Source organism: Burkholderia sp. Bp9142 (genome assembly GCF_003853415.1).
Classification (GTDB): Bacteria; Pseudomonadota; Gammaproteobacteria; order Burkholderiales; family Burkholderiaceae; genus Burkholderia.
Map to the genome: position 1 here is coordinate 1 of NZ_QTPP01000007.1, position 25,309 is coordinate 25,309.

General features: G+C 61.9%; 25 protein-coding genes and 2 pseudogenes. 19 read left to right on the forward strand and 8 right to left on the reverse strand.

Annotation, left to right across the window (positions count from 1 at the left end; genetic code table 11):
* On the forward strand, positions 1 to 465 hold a 465-nt coding region (locus DIE22_RS09840; protein WP_049006564.1), incomplete at its 5' end, for an AAA-associated domain-containing protein.
* 70 nt (positions 466 to 535) lie between these two features.
* Here DIE22_RS09840 and DIE22_RS09845 read toward each other — a convergent pair.
* Positions 536 to 1,030 (reverse strand): hypothetical protein, encoded by a 495-nt coding sequence (locus tag DIE22_RS09845; protein WP_124502022.1) that lies wholly within the window; start codon positions 1,028 to 1,030, stop codon positions 536 to 538.
* Positions 1,027 to 1,578, reverse strand: a complete 552-nt coding sequence (locus tag DIE22_RS09850; RefSeq protein ID WP_124502023.1) for a hypothetical protein — start codon at positions 1,576 to 1,578, stop codon at positions 1,027 to 1,029. The genes DIE22_RS09845 and DIE22_RS09850 overlap by 4 nt, the downstream gene beginning before the upstream one ends.
* A gap of 288 nt (positions 1,579 to 1,866) precedes the next feature.
* Between DIE22_RS09850 and DIE22_RS09855 the strand changes: the two genes are divergently transcribed.
* From DIE22_RS09855 to DIE22_RS09865, 3 genes are all read left to right on the forward strand, one after another.
* The gene (locus DIE22_RS09855) at positions 1,867 to 2,058 is read left to right on the forward strand and encodes a hypothetical protein (protein WP_124502024.1); all 192 of its coding nucleotides are present in this window, start codon (positions 1,867 to 1,869) and stop codon (positions 2,056 to 2,058) included.
* Positions 2,059 to 2,208: 150 nt separating this feature from the next.
* On the forward strand, positions 2,209 to 3,630 hold the full coding sequence (gene otsA, locus DIE22_RS09860) for an alpha,alpha-trehalose-phosphate synthase (UDP-forming) (RefSeq protein WP_124502025.1): 1,422 nt from the start codon (positions 2,209 to 2,211) through the stop codon (positions 3,628 to 3,630).
* The gene (locus DIE22_RS09865) at positions 3,623 to 4,204 is read left to right on the forward strand and encodes an AAA family ATPase (protein ID WP_124502026.1); all 582 of its coding nucleotides are present in this window, start codon (positions 3,623 to 3,625) and stop codon (positions 4,202 to 4,204) included. The genes otsA and DIE22_RS09865 overlap by 8 nt, the downstream gene beginning before the upstream one ends.
* A gap of 25 nt (positions 4,205 to 4,229) precedes the next feature.
* On the opposite strand, the gene DIE22_RS09870 is transcribed toward DIE22_RS09865, so the two are convergent.
* Entirely contained in the window at positions 4,230 to 5,597 is a 1,368-nt protein-coding gene (locus tag DIE22_RS09870; RefSeq protein WP_124604972.1) for an MFS transporter, read from the reverse strand.
* 185 nt (positions 5,598 to 5,782) lie between these two features.
* Positions 5,783 to 6,163, reverse strand: coding sequence for a DUF5594 family protein (locus DIE22_RS09875; protein ID WP_124502028.1), 381 nt, complete (start codon positions 6,161 to 6,163; stop codon positions 5,783 to 5,785).
* Positions 6,164 to 6,280: 117 nt separating this feature from the next.
* Here DIE22_RS09875 and DIE22_RS09880 point away from each other — a divergent pair, with 117 nt between their 5' ends.
* Entirely contained in the window at positions 6,281 to 6,682 is a 402-nt protein-coding gene (locus tag DIE22_RS09880; protein ID WP_124502029.1) for a hypothetical protein, read from the forward strand.
* Positions 6,683 to 6,860: 178 nt separating this feature from the next.
* Here DIE22_RS09880 and DIE22_RS09885 read toward each other — a convergent pair whose 3' ends face one another.
* Positions 6,861 to 7,193 carry a hypothetical protein gene (locus tag DIE22_RS09885; protein ID WP_124604973.1) on the reverse strand — a complete coding sequence of 111 codons (333 nt, stop codon included), beginning with the start codon at positions 7,191 to 7,193 and terminating at the stop codon, positions 6,861 to 6,863.
* A gap of 143 nt (positions 7,194 to 7,336) precedes the next feature.
* Between DIE22_RS09885 and eco the strand changes: the two genes are divergently transcribed.
* Positions 7,337 to 7,837, forward strand: coding sequence for a serine protease inhibitor ecotin (gene eco, locus DIE22_RS09890; RefSeq protein WP_124604974.1), 501 nt, complete (start codon positions 7,337 to 7,339; stop codon positions 7,835 to 7,837).
* Positions 7,838 to 7,922: 85 nt separating this feature from the next.
* Here the strand turns inward: eco and DIE22_RS09895 are convergent.
* Positions 7,923 to 8,246: pseudogene (locus tag DIE22_RS09895) on the reverse strand (TetR/AcrR family transcriptional regulator); the annotation flags it as partial.
* On the opposite strand from DIE22_RS09895, the pseudogene DIE22_RS09900 reads away from it, so the two are divergent.
* The 11 genes and pseudogenes from DIE22_RS09900 to DIE22_RS09950 form a co-directional block, all read left to right on the forward strand.
* A pseudogene (locus DIE22_RS09900) lies at positions 8,179 to 8,577 on the forward strand (SDR family oxidoreductase); the annotation flags it as partial. The pseudogenes DIE22_RS09895 and DIE22_RS09900 overlap by 68 nt on opposite strands.
* 524 nt (positions 8,578 to 9,101) lie before the next feature.
* On the forward strand, positions 9,102 to 10,220 hold the full coding sequence (locus DIE22_RS09905; protein ID WP_124604975.1) for a right-handed parallel beta-helix repeat-containing protein: 1,119 nt from the start codon (positions 9,102 to 9,104) through the stop codon (positions 10,218 to 10,220).
* Positions 10,221 to 10,907: 687 nt separating this feature from the next.
* Positions 10,908 to 11,681 carry a glucose-1-phosphate cytidylyltransferase gene (rfbF, locus tag DIE22_RS09910; RefSeq protein WP_124502033.1) on the forward strand — a complete coding sequence of 258 codons (774 nt, stop codon included), beginning with the start codon at positions 10,908 to 10,910 and terminating at the stop codon, positions 11,679 to 11,681.
* Complete coding sequence (gene rfbG, locus DIE22_RS09915) at positions 11,663 to 12,748, forward strand: CDP-glucose 4,6-dehydratase (protein WP_260426637.1); 1,086 nt, start codon at positions 11,663 to 11,665, stop codon at positions 12,746 to 12,748. The genes rfbF and rfbG overlap by 19 nt, the downstream gene beginning before the upstream one ends.
* 15 nt (positions 12,749 to 12,763) lie before the next feature.
* Entirely contained in the window at positions 12,764 to 14,077 is a 1,314-nt protein-coding gene (gene rfbH / locus DIE22_RS09920) for a lipopolysaccharide biosynthesis protein RfbH (RefSeq protein ID WP_124604976.1), read from the forward strand.
* 12 nt (positions 14,078 to 14,089) lie between these two features.
* The gene (locus tag DIE22_RS09925) at positions 14,090 to 15,145 is read left to right on the forward strand and encodes an NAD(P)-dependent oxidoreductase (protein WP_124604977.1); all 1,056 of its coding nucleotides are present in this window, start codon (positions 14,090 to 14,092) and stop codon (positions 15,143 to 15,145) included.
* On the forward strand, positions 15,142 to 15,948 hold the full coding sequence (locus DIE22_RS09930; RefSeq protein WP_124604978.1) for a transketolase: 807 nt from the start codon (positions 15,142 to 15,144) through the stop codon (positions 15,946 to 15,948). Before DIE22_RS09925 ends, DIE22_RS09930 begins: the two co-directional genes overlap by 4 nt.
* The gene (locus DIE22_RS09935; protein ID WP_124502037.1) at positions 15,945 to 16,862 is read left to right on the forward strand and encodes a transketolase family protein; all 918 of its coding nucleotides are present in this window, start codon (positions 15,945 to 15,947) and stop codon (positions 16,860 to 16,862) included. The genes DIE22_RS09930 and DIE22_RS09935 overlap by 4 nt, the downstream gene beginning before the upstream one ends.
* A gap of 16 nt (positions 16,863 to 16,878) precedes the next feature.
* On the forward strand, positions 16,879 to 17,250 hold the full coding sequence (locus DIE22_RS09940; protein ID WP_260426638.1) for a GtrA family protein: 372 nt from the start codon (positions 16,879 to 16,881) through the stop codon (positions 17,248 to 17,250).
* A complete protein-coding gene (locus DIE22_RS09945) occupies positions 17,247 to 18,218 on the forward strand; it encodes a glycosyltransferase family 2 protein (protein ID WP_124502039.1) in 972 nt (323 codons plus the stop codon). The genes DIE22_RS09940 and DIE22_RS09945 overlap by 4 nt, the downstream gene beginning before the upstream one ends.
* Before the next feature lie 66 nt (positions 18,219 to 18,284).
* Complete coding sequence (locus DIE22_RS09950) at positions 18,285 to 20,555, forward strand: DUF7024 domain-containing protein (protein ID WP_260426639.1); 2,271 nt, start codon at positions 18,285 to 18,287, stop codon at positions 20,553 to 20,555.
* Between the two features lie 69 nt (positions 20,556 to 20,624).
* Here the strand turns inward: DIE22_RS09950 and DIE22_RS09955 are convergent, their stop codons facing one another.
* Together DIE22_RS09955 and DIE22_RS39175 are read right to left on the reverse strand one after the other, a co-directional pair.
* Positions 20,625 to 22,676, reverse strand: coding sequence for a hypothetical protein (locus tag DIE22_RS09955; protein ID WP_124604980.1), 2,052 nt, complete (start codon positions 22,674 to 22,676; stop codon positions 20,625 to 20,627).
* A 433-nt stretch (positions 22,677 to 23,109) separates the two neighbouring features.
* Positions 23,110 to 23,622: a DUF3817 domain-containing protein gene (locus DIE22_RS39175; protein ID WP_311767733.1), complete on the reverse strand. Its 513-nt coding sequence runs from the start codon at positions 23,620 to 23,622 to the stop codon at positions 23,110 to 23,112.
* Between the two features lie 200 nt (positions 23,623 to 23,822).
* On the opposite strand from DIE22_RS39175, the gene DIE22_RS09965 reads away from it, so the two are divergent.
* A complete protein-coding gene (locus DIE22_RS09965) occupies positions 23,823 to 24,515 on the forward strand; it encodes a DJ-1/PfpI family protein (protein ID WP_124604981.1) in 693 nt (230 codons plus the stop codon).
* Between the two features lie 123 nt (positions 24,516 to 24,638).
* Positions 24,639 to 25,280 (forward strand): HD domain-containing protein, encoded by a 642-nt coding sequence (locus DIE22_RS09970; RefSeq protein ID WP_124604982.1) that lies wholly within the window; start codon positions 24,639 to 24,641, stop codon positions 25,278 to 25,280.
* Positions 25,281 to 25,309: the final 29 nt, after the last annotated feature.

A 25,309-nucleotide genomic window follows, 5' to 3' on the forward strand; every position in this document is an offset into this window, starting at 1 on the left:
ACCAACCTGATGGCCGGCCTGATCGAGACGCTCGCGATGGCGCCGTACCACGGCCGCGCGGACATGCCGGAAATCGCGCGCACGCTGCATCTGGAAGTGGACGACCTGTTCCCGATCGCCGAAGTGTTGCAGTACCTCGGTTTCGCGGACGTGCGGGAAGGCGACGTGTTCCTGACGCCGCCGGGGCGCGTGTTCGCGGAGTTCGGCACGCAGGAGCGCAAGCTGATGTTCGCGGATCACCTGCTGAAGCACGTGCCGCTCGCCGCGCGGATCAAGAAGGTGCTGAACGAGCGCCCGGGCCATCGCGCGCCGCGCGTGCGCTTCGAGCAGGAGCTGGAGGATTTCCTGTCGGACGGCGCGGCCGAGGAAACGCTCGACGCGGTGATCGACTGGGGTCGTTACGGCGAGATCTTCTCGTACAACGACCAGACCGAAATCTTCAGTCTCGAGGACGTCGAGTCCTGAGCCGCCGAGCCGGGCCGTGCGGCCCGGCATCCGCATGCGCCGCGCTTGCCAGGCGCCGTGCATCGTATCGTTACTGCAGGTTGCCCCACCGATCGACGGCCGGTTCCGCCGATGCCCACTTCCAGTGCGTGCCTTGCTGGCACGCATTCGCGAAATACCAGTCGGCCTTGTCGCCGTCCTTCACCGAGAACGCGAATTCCTTGCACAGCGCAAGCGCCGTCGAGTACGCGCGCGTGACGCGCACCTCGCCTTCGCCGTTTTCCAGTGGCAGCGTGTTCTTCACCTGCCACGGTTTCACTTCGCCGACGGCCAGGCTGCCGGCCGCCTTCGCGATCGCGTCCTGCTGGTTCTGATGGAGCTGCTTCATCGTGCGGTTGACGGCTTCGTCCGTCGCCGCCTGCACGGCAATGCCGACACCGACGCCGACGGCCGGATTCGCGGTGACGAGGCCCGTCGCCGCGCCGGCGAGCGCGCCGCTCGCCGCGCCGACCGAGCCGCAGCCTGACAGCGCGGCGCTGGCCGCGCACAGCGCGCCGATCGCCGCGATACGGATCGCGACGCTCATTGCAGCGCGCCCCAGCGTTCGGTCGCCGGTTCCGCCGCCGCCCATTTCCACACGGGACCGTCGCGGCAGATCGTGGCGACGTAGAACGCCGATTGCGCGGCCTTGTCGGCCTTCGCGGGCGTGTCGACCGCGAACACGATTTCCTTGCAGTCGAGCGGACCGATGCTGATCATCCGGCTGACCGTCACGCGGCCCTGTTCGTCGTCCTCGATCGGGAACGAATGGTGCGTCGACCACGGCGCGACGCCGCCGACGTCGAGCGGGCCCGCCGCCTTCGCGATCTGTTCCTGCGTGTAGCGGTGTGCGACGCGCTGCGTGTACTGGACGCCCGCCCGCGCGCCGGCCACGGCGCCGAGGCCGATGCCCGTCGCGACGGCGGCATTGTTGGTGACCTTGGAGGCGATCGCGGCGCCCGCGATACCGGCGCCGGCGGTCGCGCCTTCGCTGTACAGCGAGTTGCAGCCGGACAGCAGTGCGGCCGTGGCGAGCGCGGCCAGCACGGTGCGCGCCGTCATGGCCCGGCGCGGCGGTTCGAAACGAATGTTCATCCCTGAGTGCAAGTCCTGTCTGGGTGAGCGGCGACGCATGCGCGCCCCCTTGCCGCGTCATTGTTTCGCAATTGTCATAGGAAAATTGCAAAGCTTTGACAAATCGCCGCGCGGCGGCTCGCGCGCATACGCGCGGCGCTATTGTCGGACAGATGGCTGGACCGGGGTCGAAACGTTACAAATTGAAGGTAATTGTTACCGTGGCGTGCGAGGAAGCGACCTAGACTGTTTAGTTATGGAATGTTTCTACGACGGCTCCGAGCCGCGCCACATATGAGACACCCAGCCATGCGCCGTTCGAAACGGTTTTCTCCCCGGCCGCCCGATGCGGGCGCCGAGCGTCCGCAGACCGACACGCCGGCCGCACCGCCTGCCGGCGCGCCCGACGCGACGCCGTCCGACGGCGATCACAACCAGGGCGGCGCACGCCCGGAAGGGCTCGACTATCAACGCGACCTCGGCCAGGAGCAGGACGCTTGATCCCGTCGCCGTTGCATTCCGCTGCCGCATTTCATTGCGCTCTTTGTCGCATCGCTCACATCTGAATCGCCGCGCGACTGCCTCCGGGCCGTCGCGTCCGCCTTGGCGCGCGCCGCGCGTCATCCAATCGAATCGAGGAGGGGAAGCCGCATGAGCAGATTGATCGTGGTATCGAACCGTGTCGCCGCCGGCGAGGACACGCGCCCGAGCGCAGGCGGTCTCGCGGTCGGCGTGATGGACGCGCTGAAGGAGACCGGCGGCGTCTGGTTCGGCTGGAACGGCGAGATCGTCGGTACGCCCGACGCCGCCCCCGCGATCCAGCGGGACGGCAACGTCACGTATGCGACGGTCGGGCTGACCCGGCGCGACTACGATCAGTACTATCGCGGCTTCTCGAACGCGACGCTGTGGCCGGTGTTTCACTATCGCGGCGATCTCGCGCGCTTCGACCGGCAGGAGTACGCGGGCTATCTGCGCGTGAACGCAATGCTCGCGAAGCAGATCGCCGCGCTGCTGCGGCCCGACGACCTGATCTGGGTGCACGACTACCACCTGCTGCCGTTTGCGCATTGCCTGCGCGAGCTCGGCGTGAAGAACCCGATCGGCTTCTTCCTGCACATTCCGTTTCCGTCGCCCGACATGCTGCGCGTCGTGCCGCCGCATGAGGAACTCGTGAAGTTCATGTGCGCATACGACATCGCGGGTTTCCAGACCGGCGCCGACAAGCAGGCGTTCACCGACTACATCGAGCGGCGCGGGATCGGCGCGGCGAGCGACGACGGGATGCTGCACGCGCACGGCCGCGTCGTGAAGGTCGCCGCCTATCCGATCGGCGTGTATCCGGACGCGATCGCCGAGGCGGCCGTCCAGTACGGCGCGCGCAAGCCGGTCAAGATGCTGCGCGACGCGCTCGACGGCCGCAAGCTCGTGATGAGCGTCGACCGGCTCGACTATTCGAAGGGGCTCGTCGAACGCTTCCAGTCGTTCGAGCGGATGCTCGCCAACGCGCCGGGCTGGCAGGGGCGCGTATCGCTCGTGCAGATCGCGCCGCCGACGCGCTCCGACGTGCAGACCTACCAGCGCATTCGCGAAACGCTCGAAGGCGAGGCCGGCCGCATCAACGGCCGCTTCTCGCAGCTCGACTGGACGCCGATCCAGTACCTGAACCGCAAGTACGAGCGCAATCTGCTGATGGCGTTCTTCCGGATGTCGCAGGTCGGCTACGTGACGCCGTTGCGCGACGGGATGAATCTCGTCGCGAAGGAATACGTCGCGTCGCAGGATCCGGCCGATCCGGGCGTGCTCGTGCTGTCGGAATTCGCGGGCGCGGCGGCCGAGCTGACCGGCGCGGTGCTCGTCAATCCGTACGACCTGTCGCAGATGGCCGACGCGCTCGAGCGCGCGCTGTCGATGCCGCTCGCGGAGCGGCAGGCACGGCATGAAGAGAACCTCGCGCGGCTGCGCGAAAACAACCTGTCGGTCTGGCGCGACACGTTCGTCGCCGACCTGCGCAGCGTCGCGGCGGCCGCGTCGGTCACGCAGCGCGCGGGCCGGCGGGCCGCGCATGTCTGAGCGCGTGGAGGCGGGCGGCGCGGCGGACGACGCGTCCGCCCGCTTCTTCGTCGTCACCGGCGGCCCCGGCTCGGGCAAGAGCACGTTGCTCGATGCACTCGAGCGCAGCGGCTTCGCGCGCTCGCACGAGGCCGGCCGCGGCGTGATCCGCGACCAGATGGCGATCGACGGCCCGGCGCTGCCGTGGCGCGACCGGGCCGCGTTCGCCGAGCTGATGCTGAACTGGGAGATGCGTTCGTACCATCTCGCGCGCTGCGCGCGCGGGCCCGTGTTCTTCGATCGCGGCGTGCCGGACGTGATCGGCTACCTGCGGCTCACGGGCCTCGCGGTGCCCGCGCATGCGGAGGCCGCGGCGCGGCGCTTCCGCTATCACCGGCGCGTGTTCATCGCGCCGCCGTGGCCCGAGATCTACGCACAGGACACCGAACGGCGGCAGGATTTCGCGGAGGCCGTGCGCACTTACGACGCGATGGTCGATTGCTATACGGCGTACGGCTATCGGCTGATCGAACTGCCGCGCGTGAGCGTGAAGGCGCGCGTGCGCTTCGTGATGGACGCGCTCGACGCCGCATGACGTGCGGACGCGGCGCGCGGCGGCGTCAGGTCGCCGCGTCGGGCCGCGGCGACACGATGCGCAGCATGCTGACCACCGCGGCGACCGCGGCGAACCCCGTGGCGACATAGAGTGCGATCGTCGGACCGCGGTCGGGCGCGAGCCCGAAAATCAGTGCGACGAGCGCGGCGCCGAGCGTCTGGCCCGTCAGGCGCGCCGTGCTCAGCATCCCGCCCGCGCCGCCGCTGCGCTCGCGCGGCGCCGACGACAGCATCGCGCGGTTGTTCGGCGACTGGAACAGCCCGAAGCCCGCGCCGCACAGCGCCATCCGCCACACGATGTCGACGGTGCCCGGGTGCGCGCCGATCGTCGCGAGCGACAGCAGCCCGGCCGCGAACAGCGCGAGCCCGATTCCGCCGAGGATGCCGGCCGAGTAGCGGTCCGACAGCACGCCCGCGAGCGGCGCGGCGATCACGATCACGAGCGGCCAGGGCGTCATGTAGAGGCCGGTCTCGACCTGCGAGAAGCCGAGTGAATTCTGCAGCCAGAACGGTAGCGCGACGAACGCGAGCATCTGCGACGTGAACGACGCGACCGACGTGCAGATCGACAGTGCGAACATCGGGATGCGCATCAGGTCGACCGGCAGCAGCGGCGCCGGCTGCGACAGCTGCCGCTTCACGAAGAAGTAGCCGACGCCGAGCGCGATGGCCAGTTCGACTGCGACGTACGCACGGCTTTCGCCGTGACCGAGCCCGTCGACGGCCATGATCAGCAGGCCGAACACGCAGGCGTTCATCAGCGCGCTCGGGAAGTCGTACGGCGCGTCGTGCAGCGGGTTGGCCGGCAGCGCACGGAGGCTGCCGAACACCGCGGCGATGCCGATCGGCACGTTGACCGCGAACAGCCAGGGCCACGACGCGAACGACAGGATCGCCGACGCGACCGTCGGGCCGATCGCCGACGACAGCGCGACCACCATCGCGTTGATCGACAGTCCGCGCCCGAGCATCGACGACGGGTAGATCATCCGCACGAGCGCCGCGTTGACGCTCATGATGCCGGCCGCGCCGAACCCCTGGATCACGCGCATCACGGCAAGCGTCGGCAGCGAGCCGGCGAGCGCGCAGCCGAGCGACGACGCGGTGAAGAGCGCCAGGCCGGCGATGTAGACGCGGCGATAGCCGACGCGCTCGCCGAGCGACGCGAGCGGCAGCAGCGTGATCGTGACCGCGAGCTGGTAAGCGTTGACGATCCAGATCGATGCGGCGTCGGACGCGTGGAGGTCGCGCGCGATCGTCGGCAGCGCGACGTTCGCGATGGCGCCGTCGAGCACGGCGAGCGTGATGCCCAGTGCGACGCAGACGATCGCCCAGTAGCGTTGCGGAAGCGGCAGGCCGGAGTCGGCGTTCATGACGGGAGCGAAAGCGTGGTTGTGCGCACGCCCGGGTGCCGGTTGCGTGCGCAACCATGCCTGCGGGTGGAGGCGGCGGTGAATGGCCCGGCCGGCCTGGCGGCGCAGGAGCGGGACCGGTCGAGTGTATCACCGGGCCGCATCGCGCGACGCCGGCGCCGCCGGCCGCCGGCCGGCGCGTGCATTCAGCCTTCGAAGTCGAGGCCGCCGAGCCGCACGAGCGGGTCGGCCTGCGTGCGCGACGCGAGATCGATGTCCCGCGCGCCCTGCCATGCGCTCAGCTTCCTCGGCAGCGCGCTCAGGTAGTGCTCGAACCGCGCGGGCCCGTCGGGCTCCATCAGCCGTTCGATCTCGTCGGTGTCCCAGGTCAGCTCGAGGTTCAGCGGATGCACGAAGCCGCTCACGTGCTCGTGCGGCGCGCTGCGGATCTGCACGCACGTCGGTTGCCCGTGCCCGCCGTACGGGACGACGTCGGTCAGCACGTGATCGGCGAAGAAGGCGGCGATCGCCTGCGCAATGCGCGGCGCGAATTCGGTATCGAAACGGCGGGCGGTTTCGGGCTGCATGAAGGCGTCTCCTGTGTGCCGAAAATCGTAGCACGGCAGTGCCGCGTTCCGGTGTGCGTGATACGCGTAATGGCGCGTTACCACTTGCTGCATCTATTACGGCCGCGGGCAGCCACAATGCATCGCATCCAGTACCACTTCGCGTGGGAGTCCATCATGAAAAAGATTGCCGCAGTATGTGTCCTCGCCGGTTCGCTCGCCGTGGCGGGCCCGGCGTCCGCGCATGGCCGCGACGGGGGCGCCGTCATCGGCGCGCTGATCGGCGGCGCGGTGCTCGGCGCGATCGTGACGTCCGCGATGAGTCCGCCCGTCGCGTACCAGGCGCCCGTGTATCAGGCGCCGGCCTACCAGCAGCCGACGTACTACCAGGCACCGGCCTACCAGCAGCCGGCTTATCCGACCTACCAGCAGGCGCAGTACCAGGACGACGGCCCGAACTATTGCTACGACCGCTATCAGCGCGCGTACGTGTGCGGCGCGCCCGTGTCGGGCGGCTATGCGCAGCCGGCCGGCTGGTAAGCGGGCGGGTGACCGGGCCCGGCGCCCATTGAATCGCCGGTGCGCCGGACGACAAAAGCAAAGGCCCTCGCGTGATGCGAGGGCCTTTGTCATGTCGGGGGCGCCGCTATTTGCGCGCCAAACGGTGGTTGAGCGAGGCCGCGTGCGGATACAAACGGTTGCAATTGGATCCGCGGGATCAGTGGCGATGGCCGCCGTTGCCGCGCCCGCCGTCTCCGCCTTCGTTCCAGTCGCCGCGGCGTCCGCCGCCGCGTCCCCAACCGCCATGATCGCCGCGATCGCGATCCCAGCGGCGGTAGTCGCGGTGTCCGCGATCCCAGTCGCGCCCGCCGCCGCCGCCCCAGATATTGACCGTGCCGTAGACGGGGGCCGCCCCGTAGGCCGGCCCGTACGCGTAGCCGGGCTCGGAATAGTAGGGCTGGCCGTAACCGTACCCGTACCCGGCGTCCGGGCCGACGACGCAGCCGGCCAGCAGCGTGGCGACGCTGGCGGCAGCAATGAGCTTCAGCATGATGTTCTCCGTTGATTCCGCTATAAGTACCGCGTGCGGGGATTCCCGGCTGTTTGCAATTGTGTCGACAAATTACAGCGTCGTAAGGTCTCGCGGCGAAAGTGTTAGCATCCCGGGCCTATTTGTCTATCAGGAGCACATCGATGAAATTCGCGATCCGGGCCGTCCTGGCCGCCTTTTGCGTGACGACCGCCGCCGCCTGCGCGGCCGGGCCCGCATCGGCGCCCGCCGTGCCGGCCGAATCGATCAAGATGTTCCCGCAGCCGGCGGCCGGCCAGCAGCGCGCGGTGATCGCGCTGCCCGCGCTCGAGAACGAAGGCGATGCGCGTGTCGAGCTGATGATCGGCAAGACGCTGCAGACCGACTGCAACCAGCAATGGTTCGGCGGCGAGCTGAGCGCCGAGGACGTGAAGGGCTGGGGCGATACGTACTATCGGCTGACCGACGTGAAGGGGCCGGCATCGACGCTGATGGCCTGCCCGGGGCAGGCGCCGCAGCGGCGGTTCGTGCAGGTGCGTGGTGACGGCCAGCTGCTGCGCTACAACAGCCGCCTGCCGCTTGTCGTGTACGTGCCGGACGGTTTCGACGTGCGCTACCGCGTGTGGCATGCGTCGAAGGACGTACAGCACGCCGTGACGCAGTAAAGCACCGACCGGCGCGGTCATGCGGGGGCGCCTGCCGTCGCACGGCCGCGCGTGCGTTTCGCGGGTTTCATTCCGGAGCCCGCCGTTATCCGCCGCTCGCGCCCGCGAGCGCCGGCCACGCGGCCAGCGCGGCTTGCGCGACCGCTTCCAGATCGCGACGGCTCGCGCCGTCGCATGCTTGAATCGACATCCCCTGTTGCACCGTCACGTAGTCGCGCGCGATCGCGTCGAGGTTCGCGTGCGTGGAGAGCGCGCCCGTTGCAACGCCCTCGCCGAGCCGTGCGCGTAACGCGGCGACCGTCTGCTCGCGCATGGCGATCAGCGTTTGCCGGACCGTGTCCGATCTGCGCGCGGTGATCGTCGCGTCGCAGGTGGCCGCGCGGCATCTCGGGGAGGGCGGGCGCATCGTGTCGGCCGGCAGCTGTCTCGCGACGCGCGTGCCCGATGCGGGGATGAGCCTCTACGCGGCGAGCAAGGCCGTGCTGATCGGCTGGACGCAGGGGCTCGCGCGCGATCTGGGCGCGCGCGGCATTACGGTCAATCTCGTGCATCCGGGGTCGACCGACACCGACATGAATCCGGCCGACGGCGAGCATGCCGGTGCGCAGCGTTCGCGGATGGCCATTCCGCGGTATGGCAAGGCAGAGGACGTCGCGGCGCTCGTCGCGTTCGTCGTCGGGCCGGAAGGGCGGTCGATTAATGGTATCGGGTTGACAATCGATGGCGGTGCGAATGCATAAGCGTAGAACTGCGATGTAATTCGCTTGTGTGCTGCCGGCAGCCGAGGCACCGATGCCGCGCGCGCCGGAATCCGATCCCGAGGTCTGCGTATTGAGGAAGGTTCGGGCTTCTACGCAATACCGGATGCGTGTCAGCCGCGATGAATGACAGAGGATAACGAACGGTTTGATGCGCGTCATGACAATCGCTGCACGGAATTCATTTACAAAGTGGCCTGGCGTACCTACGATGACGCCAACTTGGGATAGCGGAACATCGTATGCGTACAGTCGATCGGGCGATGCTTGCCGCGCTCTGCCTTTGTCTTGCCGCATGTGGCGGCGGCGACGACAACGCGGCACCGGCATCGCAAACCGTTGCGGGCACATCGACATCGTCCGTCGCACCTGCCGGTGCCGCATCCGGCGCATCGGCTTCATCAGCGAATTCCGGCAGCCCGGCGCCGGCCGCCGGGGCGACCGGTGCCGCGTCCGGCTCGACGCTTCCGCCTTCCACCGGCACCAAACCGGTTCTCGTCGCCGATGTGACGGTCTCTCCGGCCGCCGACGGCAGCGACCAGGCCGACGCGTTGCAGAAAGCATTCGACAGCCTGAAGGCCGGCCAGCGCCTCGTCATCGCGCCCGGGCGCTACGTCGTCGGGCATTCGCTGGCCGTGACGGTGCCGCAGGCGGTGATTTCCGGATACGGCGCGACGCTCGCCGCCACGAATCCGGCCGACCAGACGCTCGTGATGAGCGGCGCGGGTTCGACGCTCGTCGGCGTGACGCTCGCCGGCACTGGCGCGACGCGGCTCACGACACCCGAGTCGACCAAGGTCGAGGTGACGGGCACGGACGTTCAGGTGCTCGGCGTGACGATCCAGGGCGGCGCGAGCGCCGGGATCTTCGTGTTCGGCGGCAGCGGTATCGCGATCGTGGGCAATACCGTGCGCGCGACGCTGGCCGACGGCATCCATACCACCTACGGGTCGACCAACGTGCTGGTGCAGAACAACACGGTGACGGGCACCGGTGACGACCTGATCGCCGTGGTCAGTTATCTCGGCGACGGTCGGCTCAGCAGCAACGTGCTGATCGACCACAATTCAGTGTCGGGCAACCCCTGGGGGCGCGGTATTGCCGTTGTCGGCGGGCAGGCGGTGACGATCTCGAACAATACGGTCGACGGAATCGAGAAGGCGGCGGGCATTCTGGTCGCGCAGGAAGACAGCTGGAAGACTTACGGGACATCGAACGTCGTTGTCACCGGCAATACCGTGACCAACATCCAGAACTCGAACGTGAACAACGGGCTGCAGCCGACGCAGCAGGGGGCAATCGAGCTGGATACGTGGACGGGGACGGTGTCGCTTGTCGCGGTGACGGGCAATCGCATGACGGGCTCGGGGTATGCGGGATTCAGGGCGTACGGGAATGTCTGTTCGTTCAGTGCGACCGGGAATACGTTCTCGGCGATTGCGGGTACGCCAGTGTCGCTGTTGATGAATGGTTGTGCGGCGAATCAGATCGTTGTCGATGCGAACGCGCTGGCGGACAGCAGTGCGTTGGCCCGGCCTGCGGGGGCGTCGGCGACGGGGACGTTTATCGTGACGGGGGCGGATGCGAGCTTGATGCCGCCGGTCAGGACGGGGTTGATGCAATGAGCGGTGACTATTGCGCGGCGGCGCATGCGGGTCGTCGAAGGTATGACGATAAGCCCCGCAGATCAGAGCCGGTGGCGTATTCCGGGCGGCGAATTTTCGGGAAAAGTCTGGTTCCCGTCAGAATTCATGCATCAGGAATGGAACGGGTGCGAGTCGAATGGCGTGGATGGAAATGGCGTCAGACCACGAAATCGGTAGTCGCCCGCGCCTGATTGGGGTTGCGACTACTTTCGTTCCGAGCGGGAATCTGTTGTAATTTCGAGTTCAGATACATGTTGTCGCGTGGGATTTCGATCCATCGACGAGATGCGTCGGTTCGGAAAGGTGCGTTCGTGTCCTCGAGATGTTCTGCCATCCTGCCGCCGCCCTTGATTGCATCTGAAGCAACCGATGTTCCACCAGCGGCGCGACAATCCTGACATCTGAAAGCCGTATCCTTTGCGTTTTCGTACAATCCTTGCACTCCGACGTGTCCGGCAAGGTTGCCAACCAGGGCATCCGGCGAGGATATTTGGGTCGTCAAACGAAGTGAAACAGCTCCTCCAAATTGTCCCGTCGCGACATCGACACGCGAGTCGCGACGACTATCCGGCTCGTCACGTTAGTTGAGCACGCGATCCGCTGTTGTCACCCCTCCGGGCAGGGCAGCTAGCCCGCTCGACGTTCAACGTTCAACACAGGATTCTGATGAAAGCAGTCATTCTTGCGGGTGGGCTGGGAACGCGCATTTCGGAGGATACGGTCAACCGCCCGAAGCCGATGATCGAAATTGGCGGCAAACCGATCCTCTGGCACATCATGAAGATTTATTCCGCTTACGGTGTGAATGACTTCGTGATCTGCTGCGGGTACAAGGGCTACATGATCAAGGAGTATTTCGCGAATTACTTCCTGCATACGTCCGATGTCACGTTTGACATGCGGACCAATGAAATGCAGGTGCATCAGCAATATTCGGAGCCCTGGAAAGTCACGCTGGTTGATACCGGCGAATCGACCATGACGGGGGGGCGTCTTCGTCGCGTGAAGAATTTCGTCAAGGACGAGGCAGCGTTCTGTTTCACGTACGGTGATGGCCTGAGTGACGTCAATATCACCCAACTCATCGAGTATCACCAGAAGAGCAACACGCTCGCCACGCTCGTGGCCGCGTTTCCGCCTGGCCGCTTTGGCGCGCTGGATATTCACGGCAACAAGGTCACGTCGTTCAAGGAAAAGCCCAAGGGTGACGGCGGCATGATCAATGGCGGTTTTTTCGTACTGTCGCCGAAAGTGATCGATCTGATCTCCGGCGATGCATGCGTCTGGGAGGAGGCGCCGCTCGAGCAACTCGCCGAGCAGGGCAACCTCGCCGCCTACGAGCACGAAGGATTCTGGCAGCCGATGGATACGTTGAGGGACAAATTGCTCCTCGAAAAACTTTGGCAGACCAATGAGGCGCCATGGAAGGTGTGGTCATGATCGCCTCGTCGTTCTGGTCCGGAAAACGTGTCTTTCTGACAGGTCATACGGGCTTCAAGGGGAGCTGGTTGACGCTGTGGCTCCGTTCGCTCGGAGCAGAGGTCACGGGTTATGCGCTCGCGCCTGACACGACGCCAAACCTGTTTTCCCTCGCACGAGTGGAGGAGGGCATCGAGTCCGTCATTGGCGATATTCGCGATCGCGGACAGTTGCTCGACGCGCTGCGCCGTGCCGAGGCGGAAGTCGTGATCCACATGGCGGCACAATCGCTCGTTCGTACGTCGTATTCGAGCCCGGTTGAAACGTATGAAGCCAACGTAATGGGCACCGTGCATGTACTGGACGCAATCCGTCAAGTACGCAGTGTCCGATCGGTTGTGATCGTTACGACCGACAAATGCTACGAAAACCGCGAATGGGAATGGGGCTACCGCGAGAACGAGGCGATGGGCGGCTACGACCCGTATAGCAGCAGCAAAGGATGCGCCGAACTCGTAACCGCCGCGTATCGCAATTCGTTCTTCAACGAAGCCGCCTACGATACACATCGCGTGGCAATTGCGAGTGCACGTGCCGGTAATGTGATCGGCGGAGGCGACTGGGCATCGGACCGCCTCATTCCGGACATCGTCAAGGCGATCAGCGCCGGCGAAATCGTCAACATCCGCAACCCTCATGCGATTCGCCCCTGGCAGCACGTGCTGGAGCCGCTTGGCGGCTATCTGCTGCTTGCCGAGAAACTCTACGTCGAAGGGGCATGTTACGCCGGCGCGTGGAATTTCGGGCCTAACGATATCGATGCACAACCGGTGCAAGCGATTGTCGAGCGCCTGACTTCCCGGTGGGGCGACAACGCACGCTGGCAGTTGGATGGCGGCGATCATCCGCACGAGGCTACCTACCTCAAGCTCGACTGCTCAAAAGCACGTGCCCGGCTTGGATGGCATCCCCGTTGGAATCTCGATTTCACCCTGGACAAGATCGTCGATTGGTACAGGGCGGCGCACCAGCACGAAGACGTAAGAGCACTGACGCTCGCCCAGATTGCCGACTACACCCGGTCATAGCTATTTATCGCCGCAATGAACAAAGATCAAATCCGCATGCAGATCATCGAGCTCGTCAAACAATATGGCGAACTCGCGACTCGACGCCCTGCCTTCGAGCCTGGCCAGACAGCCGTGCCGCCGTCGGGCAAGGTAATTGGCGCACGAGAAATGGAATTCATGGTCGAGGCATCCCTCGACGGCTGGTTGACCACGGGACGATTCAACGAAGCCTTCGAAAAAAGGCTCGCGACGTATCTTGGCGTCGATTACCTGATCACCGTGAATTCCGGTTCGTCGGCGAATCTGGTGGCATTCTCGACGTTGACATCGCCGAAACTGGGTGATCGTGCCATTCGTCAGGGTGACGAAGTAATCGGTGTCGCAGCGGGTTTTCCGACTACGGTCAACCCGATTCTTCAATTCGGTGCGGTTCCGGTATTCGTTGACGTCGAACTGGGTACATACAACATCGACGCGACGAAGATCGAGGCGGCCATCTCGCCCAAGACCAAGGCGATCATGCTCGCCCATACGCTTGGCAACCCGTACAACCTCGAAGCGATCACCGCGCTGTGCCGGAAGTACAACCTGTGGCTGATCGAGGACTGCTGCGACGCACTCGGTGCAACTTACAATGGCCAACTGGTCGGCACCTTCGGCGATATCGGCACGCTCAGTTTCTACCCGGCCCATCACATCACGATGGGCGAGGGCGGTGCAGTGTTCACCAACAACCCCGAATTGAAACTCATCGCCGAATCGTTCCGTGACTGGGGGCGCGACTGCTATTGCGCGCCCGGCAAGGACAACACGTGCGGCAAGCGCTTTTGCTGGAAGCTCGGCACGCTCCCGGAAGGCTACGACCACAAGTACACCTATTCCCATCTCGGCTATAACCTGAAGATCACGGACATGCAGGCGGCATGCGCACTCGCGCAAATGGACCGTCTGGATGGATTCGTCCAGGCGCGCCGCGAGAACTTTGGCTATCTGCACGAGCGTTTGCAGACTTGCACGGAACATCTGATCCTGCCGCATGCGACACCGAACGCTGATCCGTCGTGGTTCGGCTTCCCAATCACGCTGAGGCCCGACGCAGAGTTCTCGCGCCTCGACTTGCTGACTTACCTCGACCAGAACAAGATCGGCACCCGCCTGCTGTTTGCCGGCAACCTCACGCGTCAGCCTTATATGATTGGCCAGGAATATCGCGTGAGCGGCGATTTGACGAATACCGACATCGTGATGAATCAGACGTTCTGGGTTGGTGTTTACCCGGGGCTGAGCCACGAAATGCTTGACTTCATCGTCGAGAAAATCGAGACGTTCGTCGGCGTCAATTTCTAGGTGATGACGTCAATGCGCAAGCCGTACCCACGAGAAGATCTCGAACTGGTCGTTCAGCATACGGCGGATGTCTGGTCGGCTTTCCGTGGAGCGCGATTATTCATCACGGGTGGCACGGGTTTCATCGGATCCTGGTTGCTGGAAGCGGTACAGCACGCCAATCGGGTACTCGGTAGCGGGATCGAGGTTGTCGTACTGAGTCGTAACCCCGAGAAAGCGCGCGCGTTTGCACCGCATCTTTATGCAGCCCCCGGCCTGGCATTGTACGAAGGCGACGTCATCGATTTCGAAACGACGACAGGCCCAATGGGGGCGATCGACCTTTGCATCCATGCAGCGACCGACGTCGCGGATATCACAAAGGCTGGCGATGGCTTGCGGGTGTTCGATGCGAATGTGACCGGTACGCGTCGGGTGCTGGATTTCGCCCGCTCGAATGGTGCGACACGCTTTTTGTTGACGTCGAGTGGCGCGATTTATGGGCATCAGCCCTCGACGCTGGAACGGACGCCTGAGAGCTATTGCGGCGCGCCTGACACGCTCGATACAAAAGCAGCGTACGGGCAAGGGAAGAGGTCGGCTGAATGGCTCGCGTCGACGTACGGCGAGCAGCACGACATCAATGTTTCCATTGCGCGAATCTATGCGCTCGTCGGCCCAGGTATCCCGGCAGACGGTCCATTTGCAGTCGGCAACTTTATTCGCGATGCGCTGGCGGGGCAGCGCATTGTCATCAAGGGCGATGGGCGGCCTCTACGCAGCTATCTGTACATCGCCGATGCCTGCATCTGGCTTCTGCGCATGCTGCACGGCGGCGTGACGGGGCGCGCCTATAACGTGGGCTCCGAACGCGCCGTGTCGATTCTCGAACTTGCGCGCATGGTGGAGACGCTATGCGGCGCACGCGAGGCCACCGTGCCCGACATGGCACCTGCGTCTGGTCCGGCGCCACGCTATATTCCTTCGACCGCGCTAGCGCGTCATTCGCTTGGTGTGGAGGAGTACACGCCTTTGGAGTTGGCTCTTACCAAGACGATCAACTGGAACCGAAACACGGTCACTGCATGAAGACATTCGAATCGTCCCGGATTCGCAAGACCATTCTCGATATGGCGTTCGCCGGATCGACCGTCCATATCGGTTGCGCATTTTCCATCGTTGAACTGCTGGCTGTGCTTTACCGCAAACACCTGCGCTACGAGCAAAGCGATCCGCGTTCTCCCGGGCGCGACTATATGGTGCTGAGCAAAGGCCACGGTGTGATGGCTCAGTACGCTTGTCTGAATGAAATCGGCTGGCTCTCCGATGATGAAATCACCCGCTATTTTGGCAATGGCACGCGTCTCAAGGGACTCGCCGATGCGCACGTGCCCGGCATCGAAACGACGGCCGGGTCACTCGGACATGGTCTTTCCGTCGGCGTCGGTCTTGCGTTGGCTGCGAAGCGAAACGACACCGATCAGAAGTGCTATGCGCTCGTTGGAGACGGTGAACTGAATGAAGGCCCGATCTGGGAAGCGGCGCTCTTTGCGGCCCAGTTCAAACTCGACAACCTGATCGTCATCGTCGACGTGAACGGATTCCAGGCCATGGGCACGACAGACGAAGTGATCGGACTCGGCGACATCCAGGCGAAGTTCGAGGCATTTGGCTTCGATGCCATCTCTGTCGACGGTCACGACGAAACCGCAATCGATCGAGCGTATCAGACCCTGAAGACCCGAAAGGACGGGCGCCCGAAAGCGATGGTGGCTCGCACGGTCAAAGGCAAGGGTGTCTCGTTCATGGAGCACGAAAATATCTGGCATTACACGCGGCTCACGGCGCAAACGTATGACATCGCGATTGCCGAGCTTGGAGAGAAGCAATGAGGGATGCGTTTTCTGATGCGATCGTCGGCGCGGCGCGACAAGATCCCAAGATTCTTCTGCTGACAGGTGATCACGGCTATGCGCTCTTCGATGCATTTCGCAAGGCATGTCCCGATCAATACATCAATTGCGGTATTGCAGAGCAGAACATGGTGGGGGTGGCCGCGGGTCTGGCCAAGGCCGGATTCAAACCCATCGTCTACGGACTCGCCGCATTCGTGCCTATTCGCGTTCTCGAGCAGATCAAGATCGATGTCTGCTATGAAGATCTGCCGGTGACGTTCATTGGCGATGGCGCTGGAGTCGTCTACGCCCAACTGGGTACGAGCCATCAAAGTACGGAAGACATCGCTGCGCTTCGCGCGATCCCGCAACTGTCGATATATTCTCCTGCTGACCGGTTCGAACTGACTGCCTGCATGCGGGACATCTCGGACAGACAGGCGCCTGCCTATCTGCGGATGGGCAAGGCGGATCTTGGCGATGTGCATGCTGCACCGCTCAACTCGTGGCGCAATGGCGATGCCGTTCCGTTGACGAACGAAGCGCACCCAAGCCTTTTCATTGCGACAGGTTCGGGCGTGAAGCTGGCTCAGAAGGTCGCTGCTGCTACCGGTGGCGCGGACATCGTTTCCGTGCCCTGCATCAAACCCTTTCCTGTCGATTCGATTCGTAAACTTGCAGCGGGCCGGCAAGCGATCGTGACGTTTGAAGAGCATTCGATTTACGGTGGACTGGGCGGCGCTGTCGCGGAAACACTGATGGGCAGTTTTGTCGGGACGTTCGTGCGTGTAGGTATTCAAGACAGGTTCAGTACGTTATGTGGAAACTATCCCTATCTGATGGAAAGCCATGGCCTTTCCCCGGATGCCGTCAAAGAGCAGATAAAAAAGGCACTCGATGCAAGTGTCTAATTCCGACCGTGAGCCTTTGACAAAGACGCTTGTCCAGCTATTGCGTTTTCTGGTTGTCGGTGGGCTGAACACACTGGTTGGCTACTCGTTATTTGCGGTCCTGACTTACGCGGGTCTCGCTTATCCCGCCGCTATCGGGCTCGCCACCGTTGGCGGTGTGCTCTTCAACTTCCAGAGCGTCGGACGGCTCGTATTCGACGGTGCGCCGCGGTCGTCATTCTGGCGATTCGTCGGCGTCTACTGTGTGATTTACCTGTTGAATCTCGGCGGAGTGCGGTTGCTGCTCGGCCTTGACGCAAACATCTACATTGCGAATGCTCTGACGCTGCTTCCGCTGAGCGTCATTGCGTTTATCCTGAACCGCCGCTTTGTCTTCAACCTGCCATGAAGCATATAACCGTTGTTACGCCTTGTTTCAATGAAGAGGAAAACGTCCGGGCTGTCTACGAAGAGACTCGTCGCGTGTTCTCGACGATTCCGGAGGTGACCTATGACCATCTCTTCATCGACAACGCGTCGACGGATTCGACGGTCAGCATCCTGCGAACGATCGCCGCGGACGATCCGGCGGTCGGCGTAATCGTTAATGCACGGAACTTTGGGCACATCCGATCGCCGATGCATGGTCTTTTGCAAGCAAAGGGCGATGCCGTCATTCTGCTGGTCGCCGACCTGCAGGACCCGCCCGACCTGATGCGCGAGTTCGTGAAGAACTGGCTGGCTGGCGCGCCCGTCGTGGTCGGCGTAAAGCCCGAGTCAAAAGAATCGGCGCTCTTCTTCGCGCTGCGCAGAATGTACTATCGCCTGGTCACGCAGATCGCCAACGTCACGCTGATCCAGAACTTTACGGGGTTCGGGCTTTACGACCGCAAGGTCATCGAGATCCTGCGACAGATCGATGATCCGTACCCTTACTTCCGCGGACTCGTGTGCGAGATCGGGTTCGAGATCAAACAGATTCCATACGTCCAGCCGCGCCGCAGACGGGGCATATCGAAGAACAACTTCTACACGCTCTACGATATCGCAATGCTGGGTATTACCTCGCATTCGAAGGTACCGTTGCGGCTCGCCACGATCGCCGGGTTCTTCCTTTCCGGCCTGAGCCTTTTCGTCTCGTTCATGTATTTCGTCCTGAAGCTTGTGTTCTGGAGCAGTTTCTCGATGGGCAGCGCTCCGATGCTGATCGGTCTGTTTTTCTTTGCATCGGTACAGTTGTTCTTTATTGGCCTGCTTGGCGAGTATGTCGGCGCGATTCTTACCTATGCGCAAAAGAGACCGTTGGTGGTCGAGCGCGAGCGGATCAATTCGGGCGGGACCGCTATCGAGGCACAAGTGGCCTCGCGGCCGAATTGAGCGACAGTCCAGATAACCTGCTGAGTCAGCGGCATGAACGATCGACCTTCCGACAGAATCTCCCACGTGCAATCGTCTGAAAAGCGATTGGTTTCCGAGTGGGCATTTTCAGGCGCGCTGATGCTGGTTTCCCTGGTCGCCGCTTGGCAGCTATCGGGTGCGGCCTATCTCGGCCTTCATCTGCCGCTCATCTATGGAAGCGATGGCATTTTCACTCTCTCGTTGATACAGCTTGCGGTGAGGAGTCACTGGTTCCTCAGCACTGAACTATTGGGCGCGCCGTTCGGCGCTAGTCTGTATGACTATCCGATTCCAGACTCGGGCAGTATGCTCGTGCTCAAGGCTCTTGGCCGGACTTTCGGCAATCCCGCGACCGCGCTCGACATCTACTATTTGATTGGATTTCCGCTCAATGCGATCGCGGCGTACTGGGTGCTGCGGAAGTTTCAGATATCGAAGGTGCTGAGTTTCGCGGGGGGATTCATCTTTACGCTGCTCCCGTTCCACTTCCTTCGACTTCATCATCTCTTCTATACCTGGTACTTTGCCGCACCGATGTTCGTGTGGTTCGCCAAGCGGATCTGGGATGGCGAACTGCCTTTCAGCCTGCAGCGACGTGCCGCGAAGAGAACGCTGTGCGACGCGTTGATCCTTCTCGCGCTTTCATGCTTCGGCGTGTATTACGCGTTCTTTGGCGTGCTTTGCCTGCTGACAGCCGGCCTCGTACGATGGGTTCAGCAGAAAGCGATCAAGGCGATCTTGCCTGCCTTCGTGGCCGTGGCGATCGTATCGTTCGGCATCGTGGCCAATGTCAGTCCGAACCTGATCTACCGGATGCAGCACGGCGTCAATCAGGAAGCAGCGCAGCGCTCGCCCAGCGAGGCGGAGCTATACGGTCTCAAGATCGACCAGCTTCTGCTGCCGCGGCCGGATCATCGCTTCAAGCCGTTCGCGAGGCTCACGGCGAACTACTCGACAACCTTTCCGCTCGTCAACGAAAATGCCTTCGCGTCGCTTGGCATCATCGGCAGCGTTGGCTTGCTAAGCCTCGTGATTTTTGTGGTCGCGCCGACGCGGCGGCGCGTTCCTGAAGGGCGCCTGCAAGTCCTTGCAAGTCTTACGATCGTGCTGGTGTTGTTCTGCACGATCGGTGGATTTTCCGGCATATTCAGTCTGCTCGTCAGTCCGATGATTCGGGCCTGGAATCGCGTCAGTGTATTTATCGCCTTTACGTCGATTGCCGCGGTGCTGCTATTGATCCAGCGATATCTGATCGCTGGTGAACGTGCTTCTCTCCGGGGCGCGGCGCTCTGTTTGGCGTTGTGCACATTTACGCTCTGGGATCAGACAACGACGCCTTCTCTGACTCGCCTTGAAAAAAACAAGGCTGAATTCAATAGTGATGCGAGTTTCGTGCATGCGATCGAACAACGGGTTCCGGCCGGAAGCGCGATCTATCAATTGCCGTATGTCGAGTTTCCCGAAGGACCGATGCTCAACCGTCTCGAGCCCTATGACCTGGCACGACCCTTTCTGCATACCAGCGCACTCAGATGGAGCTTCGGCGGCATGAAGGGGCGCGATGGCGATCTGTTCTTTCGCAACCTCGCGCTCGAGTCCGTCGCGCGGCAGATAGAAGTGATCAAGCGGATCGGCTTCAACGGTATCTATATCGACCGGCGCGGTTATGCCGACAACGGCGCTGCCCTCGAGGCCGAACTTACCCGGACCCTCGGTATGGCGCCGATTGTCAGCCGGACCGGCGATCAGGTTTTTTTTGCTCTTGCAAGGCAGTCGGCCGAAAGGAGCAACGTGGATCTGTCCGGAATGACCGCGCATCAGATCATGGAACGGGCCGGCTATGTGGTCGACAAATTGGGGCCGAGGAACAACAACACACTCAGTGAAGGCTTCGACCTCGCCCAAACAAGTCTTCCGATGTTCCTGGAGAATGTTCGAGGTCTATCGGCGCGAGAAGGCTGGGGGCGTTGGTCGGATGCCAATGTGTTCCCGGATGTGGAACTGAGCTTCGTTCAGTCGCTTCCGGCACGCTTCACGCTGCATATCCGCATGCAGGGATACGGTCCGAACATTGGGCAATCTTCGAGCGTCATGGTTGGTCAGCAGACCCGGACCGTGATTCCGGGTGCAGAGATGCGCGAGTTCGCGTTGCGCTTTGACAATCCGGCTGCTGCGCGCACGATCCGGATCCGACCGGCATTGCCACGTTCTCCGCAGCAAAGCGGTGCGGGTAATGATGGCCGACTGCTTGGAGTCGGCATACAGAAACTCTGGATAACGATCGGGGAGGACAAGGCGCTCGAAAGCGAATCCTGACAATACCCCGCAAGGGCGTGATGCCGGGAACTGGGGGGCAGGTCTATTCGAATTTACCAACTAGCCGAATCAGTTCGGCGATAGTTGGACCATCGTTTTGAGCAAGTTTGATCTCACGACGCGATAAGATGGCAAAGTACGCAGAAGATCCACATCGAGGTCTGGTGCGCTCTTATCCATACCAACGAACACGCACTCAAATTTTTCCTTCCGCATCTGTGCGATCATCGAGTCACGATCTGAAACAGTAAGCGTTTCCGCTATTCCTGGACCAATCAGCGGCGAAACCAGGCGAAGCGATGCATGGTAAAGTCCTTGTCGTTTAGACAAAATAATGCAGGTCTCACCCTTTCTCGTATTTGACGAAATAAATGCGATTTCGTCGCTAACGACCGGCGACGCAGGAACTGACCATTCATCAATCGCCGTCCTCGCCGAATCTGCGAGCATCGGGATACCCCGAACGAAAGCCACGCAGCAAAGCAGGACTATGCCTCCAACTATGGCCGCAGGCGCTGCAAATCCTCGGCCCAGTATCCCGGCTGCCGTTGCTCGAACAAGCCGATCAGCCATCAATGATGCAGCAAGGAGCGCAGGCCACGATACCGTGACGAGATTTAAGACGTGAGACCTCCCCTCATAGTAGACAAACAGGCCTATTCCGAGGAGGCTTGCATACAGCAACAGATCAGCAGAGCGATTTCGTGGTGACTTATGCCATGTCGATGCAGCCACCAGGATGCCCATCAGATACACGCCAAGAATTGCAATCCACGGGCTTGCCATCATTGGTAGCGGCAACATCATGAAGCCTAGCCCATAAAACAGCTTTTGGTATCCGAAAAGCCACACCCACTGCAGAGATCGATCTGCCTTCGTCGACAAGTAAAGCGCCACAGTCGCGATCGCTATCGTAAATACCCCGACATGTAGCAACAACTTCAAGATGATCGCGCGGCGCTCCAGACAGGAGGCGGCTCTATCTCGCGAGAATAGTGCGACCCATTTTTCAATAAGAAATGCACCGAATGCTATTTCTACCATCACGCCTGAATCAGCGTTCCACAGACTAGCGATCGCGCCAACTAACGACATTACAGCGGCGCGGCACAGACTAGGCTTTCGCGTATAGAAGTTGAAGGCCAACACCGAAAGGGCCGGCCAAAAAAACCGTACCGGCCAATATTGAAGGTATTGTTCTCGCACTCCAACCAGAAACAAACACGTCTCATAGGTGACCATCACGAGCGCAACTCCGAACCCGACCTTGAACAATGGGTGACGAAGTGCACGCTGTGCCACACAAAATACCGCGCCAAGCGAGGCTAGCTGCATGACACCGAACAGCACCGAGAAAGAGAAGATCGACAATCCAAAAAATCGAAGGGCAGGTGCGATGAATTCAGGGAAGAGGCCATACTGCGACGGGAAATCGGCAAGAACCGTTCGACCACCAACTACCTGGCTCACGGAATATATGACCGCGTCCATACTTGTCGACCACGTCGCCCCCTCCGTGACCGACGTCTCGTTGACTATTCTCCAGGCGAGCAATTGAAGCACGGCACTCGAAACGAACAGCACCCACGAAATGACGCGCGTCGACCGATCGGTGGCGCATATCAACACCTTGGTTTTTGTAGTACACGCAAGCGCGGCAACAACAACTAGGCCGCAAAACATCAGCACCGGATGGGCGCCTGTCGGAGTCTTTCCTGTCAGTAGCGACTCATCGAAGCCAAATCGTGCGAAGTGCACGCCGAATGCAACGGCGACCCCCAAGGGGATCGCCCGCGACAATACCCCGGGCACTGGCCGCACAGAACTGCGTCGGGCCATAAGCGCATACAGGAATGCAACGGCCGGCAACGACGATGCAAGCAACAGGAAGGTAAAGCGCTCGACCGGTTTAGGCGATAACAGCGATCGATAGAGCGGTAGCAGCATGGAGGCATCGACTACCTTCCCGTCCACATGCGGTGCATACAACGATGCCACGAGCCATGCCAAGACAGTCGCCCCGGCCGCAAAGGCCAGAAACGTGCAGTAGATCCGCGACACGGCCTCATTGGCGCATGCGCGCCATCCAATTGAACGCGTTTCGATACGAGTAGCATCCATGCCTGGCGGAAGAGGGGGCAAATGACCAAGCATCTTACGCGACCCATGCGTCTGACCTTAATGCTGCCTCATCATCCAGCCGGCACGGGCAGCCCCAGTTCCGAGCCTCCAGCTTTTTCGTAAAACGATGCCCATTCGTTGGTCGTCAATATCGATGGAGCCAAGATTTGCATATGCGGCCGGGTCCTGGGGCGACATAAAATACGCAACGATTTCGGACTCAATCGAATCGGAAAATTGAATGTTGATGATTGTCATACTCACCCTTTAGATGCTGTATGAAGACATAACGATTGCCGCCGACGAAAACGTTCCGGAGTCGGCAGCTGCCGACCAATAAACGGTCTGGGGAGTAATACAACCAGAACCAGTTTACGGTCAGCCATGCAGAGCTAAACCAGTGACCCATTATCGCGATCGTCGGGCCGGTGATTCATACCAGCGCCAAGGCTGGCGTCGTTACCCGGCGGTCCCAACGGCGTGTCGCCCACAGGGTTGCAAGATTGCCCGTTGCTACGCAGATGGCGAGGACGAGTAGCCCGGCGACGAAGGCGATGATCGAGGCAACGTGAAGTGCCTTCATCAGCAGATAGATCATCGAACAACTCGCTTGCGCGCGAGCCATGCCACGTTCAGAAAGCCCCCAAACAGGATGATCGCAGCGACCAGGAGTCCGAGCGACTTCCGAGCGTCGCCACTGACCGCTTGCCGCTGATGTGACGACCATCCACAGGTAAAAAACGAACGCGATGCCGTGCACAGGTCCCATCCATTGGACGGCCGTCGGCATGCCGCCCAGATGCTTGAGCGGAACCGAGATAACGACAAGTACGAACGGTGTCGTGGCCTCGATCGCGGCCATGATGCGGAGGTTGCACGGGAATACGGGGGTTTTCCGGCGTATCGCCGGCACGTCACCGACCCGATACCGTAAAACCTTCGCCATGCCGCGCTCCGTAGCGAGTGGGGTGTCCGGCGCGCAGCAAGCATCGCTGGGATTTGGCTGTCCGGAGGATAGGAGGGAGGCAGCAGCCATCGCGATGGCATAAATCGAGGGGTGTCTGGCATTGCTGCCAGACTCGGTCAGCCCTACTCTTTAATGGCGACGCGGCCGGTGGGGCCGTATCAATATCGAGGAATACTGACATGGCTTATTCGAGCGACCCCGACTACCGCCCAACGATTGGGATTCTGCTGTATCCGGGCTACACGCTTCTGGACCTCGCGGGGCCGCAGATCGCGATCGGCAACCAGGGCAACACGCTCCTTTTCTGGAAGGACAAGAATCCCGTCCGCGGAGACAACGGTCCCGAACTGGTCCCGACCACGACGTTCGCGGAGTACGACGGGAACATCGACGTTCTACTCGTCCCGGGCGGCTTTGGTGTCGAGGACGCGATGGGCGATCCGGAGATCATCGAGTTTCTCCAACGCGCAGCCAAGACCGCACGTATCGTGTCGTCGGCCTGCACGGGAACGCTTCTTCTTGCTGCAGCCGGGCTGCTCAACGGTCGTAAGGCGACTACGCACTGGTTTGTGTACGACGCAATCGAGAAGAACTTCCCCGAGATCGAACTCGTGCGTGACGCCCGTGTGGTGATCGACGGCAACGTGTTCACCAGTGGTGGCGTCACTGCTGGCATCGAACTTGGCATCAGGCTGCTCGAGGAAGCGAAGGGAAGCCGGGTGGCCGCGACCACGGAGCTTGCCATGTGCTACGACCCTCAGCCGCCCTTTGGGACCGGGAGTCCGAGCAAGGCTGGCCCCGACCTGCTCAAGGCGGCCATCAAATACGCGGAGAAGATTGGCACGGAAAAGCTGTGGCTGGCCGCGCCCTGATTGTTGCCAAGCGACGGCACAATCAGATTTGAGCCAGGCTCCGCTTGCGAGCTGGAGCCTTGCCCGCAGTGAACTTATCACCAAGGTAAACGCTTGCCTTGGCCCAGAGATTGGTGAGGATATATGAGCACACCTGTCATCATCGGGGGGATTGCTGCCCCCGATTCGGACTTGGCCCGCAAGGCTGCGGCGCTCGCCAAGCAGGCCCATACGCCGCCGATTCTTAATCACGTTCATCGAACGTACTGGTTTGCTGAGTTTCTAGCCAAGAAGCGCGGGATGAAGTTCGATCGCGAACTCGTGTACGTGGCTTCTCTTCTCCATGATCTTGGTCTTTCGCACGATCACGCAGCTGATAAGCGCTTCGAAGTGGACGGGGCGGATGCGGCTAGCCGGTTCTTGCACGCCCATGACTATCCGCCGGCGAAGACCCACCTCGTTTGGGATGCCATTGCGCTTCACTCGGCGGCCGATATCGCCGATCGCAGAGAGCCGGAGGTTGCTCTGGTCCATTTTGGTGCGCACGTCGACGTGATGGGGCTGCGAAAGGACGAAATTTCTCCGCAGCTCATCGACGATACGCTTGCCTTGTATCCGCGTATGGGGTTCAAGAAGGCGTTCACCGAGGCGTTGGCTGAAGTGGCGAGGAAGAAGCCGCATACGGCGATTGGAACGGGGCTCGCCGATATCGGTCGTCGCCTGGTTCCGGACCTGGACGTTCCGAACGTCTGCGACCTGTTGCTCTTCGCGCCTTTCCAGAGTTGAGGTGGGCCTGAGTGCAGTTCTCGGATGCG

Bases quoted from the DNA above. Each gene is read 5' to 3' on its own strand.
- DIE22_RS09845 (WP_124502022.1), bottom strand. From the start codon at position 1,030: ATGAGCGTCGCGATCCGTATCGCGGCGATCGGCGCGCTGTGCGCGGCC.
- DIE22_RS09850 (WP_124502023.1), bottom strand. From the start codon at position 1,578: ATGAACATTCGTTTCGAACCGCCGCGCCGGGCCATGACGGCGCGCACC.
- DIE22_RS09855 (WP_124502024.1), top strand. From the start codon at position 1,867: ATGCGCCGTTCGAAACGGTTTTCTCCCCGGCCGCCCGATGCGGGCGCC.
- otsA (WP_124502025.1), top strand. From the start codon at position 2,209: ATGAGCAGATTGATCGTGGTATCGAACCGTGTCGCCGCCGGCGAGGAC.
- DIE22_RS09865 (WP_124502026.1), top strand. From the start codon at position 3,623: ATGTCTGAGCGCGTGGAGGCGGGCGGCGCGGCGGACGACGCGTCCGCC.
- DIE22_RS09870 (WP_124604972.1), bottom strand. From the start codon at position 5,597: ATGAACGCCGACTCCGGCCTGCCGCTTCCGCAACGCTACTGGGCGATC.
- DIE22_RS09875 (WP_124502028.1), bottom strand. From the start codon at position 6,163: ATGCAGCCCGAAACCGCCCGCCGTTTCGATACCGAATTCGCGCCGCGC.
- DIE22_RS09880 (WP_124502029.1), top strand. From the start codon at position 6,281: ATGCATCGCATCCAGTACCACTTCGCGTGGGAGTCCATCATGAAAAAG.
- DIE22_RS09885 (WP_124604973.1), bottom strand. From the start codon at position 7,193: ATGCTGAAGCTCATTGCTGCCGCCAGCGTCGCCACGCTGCTGGCCGGC.
- eco (WP_124604974.1), top strand. From the start codon at position 7,337: ATGAAATTCGCGATCCGGGCCGTCCTGGCCGCCTTTTGCGTGACGACC.
- rfbF (WP_124502033.1), top strand. From the start codon at position 10,908: ATGAAAGCAGTCATTCTTGCGGGTGGGCTGGGAACGCGCATTTCGGAG.
- rfbG (WP_260426637.1), top strand. From the start codon at position 11,663: ATGGAAGGTGTGGTCATGATCGCCTCGTCGTTCTGGTCCGGAAAACGT.
- rfbH (WP_124604976.1), top strand. From the start codon at position 12,764: ATGAACAAAGATCAAATCCGCATGCAGATCATCGAGCTCGTCAAACAA.
- DIE22_RS09925 (WP_124604977.1), top strand. From the start codon at position 14,090: ATGCGCAAGCCGTACCCACGAGAAGATCTCGAACTGGTCGTTCAGCAT.
- DIE22_RS09930 (WP_124604978.1), top strand. From the start codon at position 15,142: ATGAAGACATTCGAATCGTCCCGGATTCGCAAGACCATTCTCGATATG.
- DIE22_RS09935 (WP_124502037.1), top strand. From the start codon at position 15,945: ATGAGGGATGCGTTTTCTGATGCGATCGTCGGCGCGGCGCGACAAGAT.
- DIE22_RS09945 (WP_124502039.1), top strand. From the start codon at position 17,247: ATGAAGCATATAACCGTTGTTACGCCTTGTTTCAATGAAGAGGAAAAC.
- DIE22_RS09955 (WP_124604980.1), bottom strand. From the start codon at position 22,676: ATGGATGCTACTCGTATCGAAACGCGTTCAATTGGATGGCGCGCATGC.
- DIE22_RS39175 (WP_311767733.1), bottom strand. From the start codon at position 23,622: ATGGCGAAGGTTTTACGGTATCGGGTCGGTGACGTGCCGGCGATACGC.
- DIE22_RS09965 (WP_124604981.1), top strand. From the start codon at position 23,823: ATGGCTTATTCGAGCGACCCCGACTACCGCCCAACGATTGGGATTCTG.
- DIE22_RS09970 (WP_124604982.1), top strand. From the start codon at position 24,639: ATGAGCACACCTGTCATCATCGGGGGGATTGCTGCCCCCGATTCGGAC.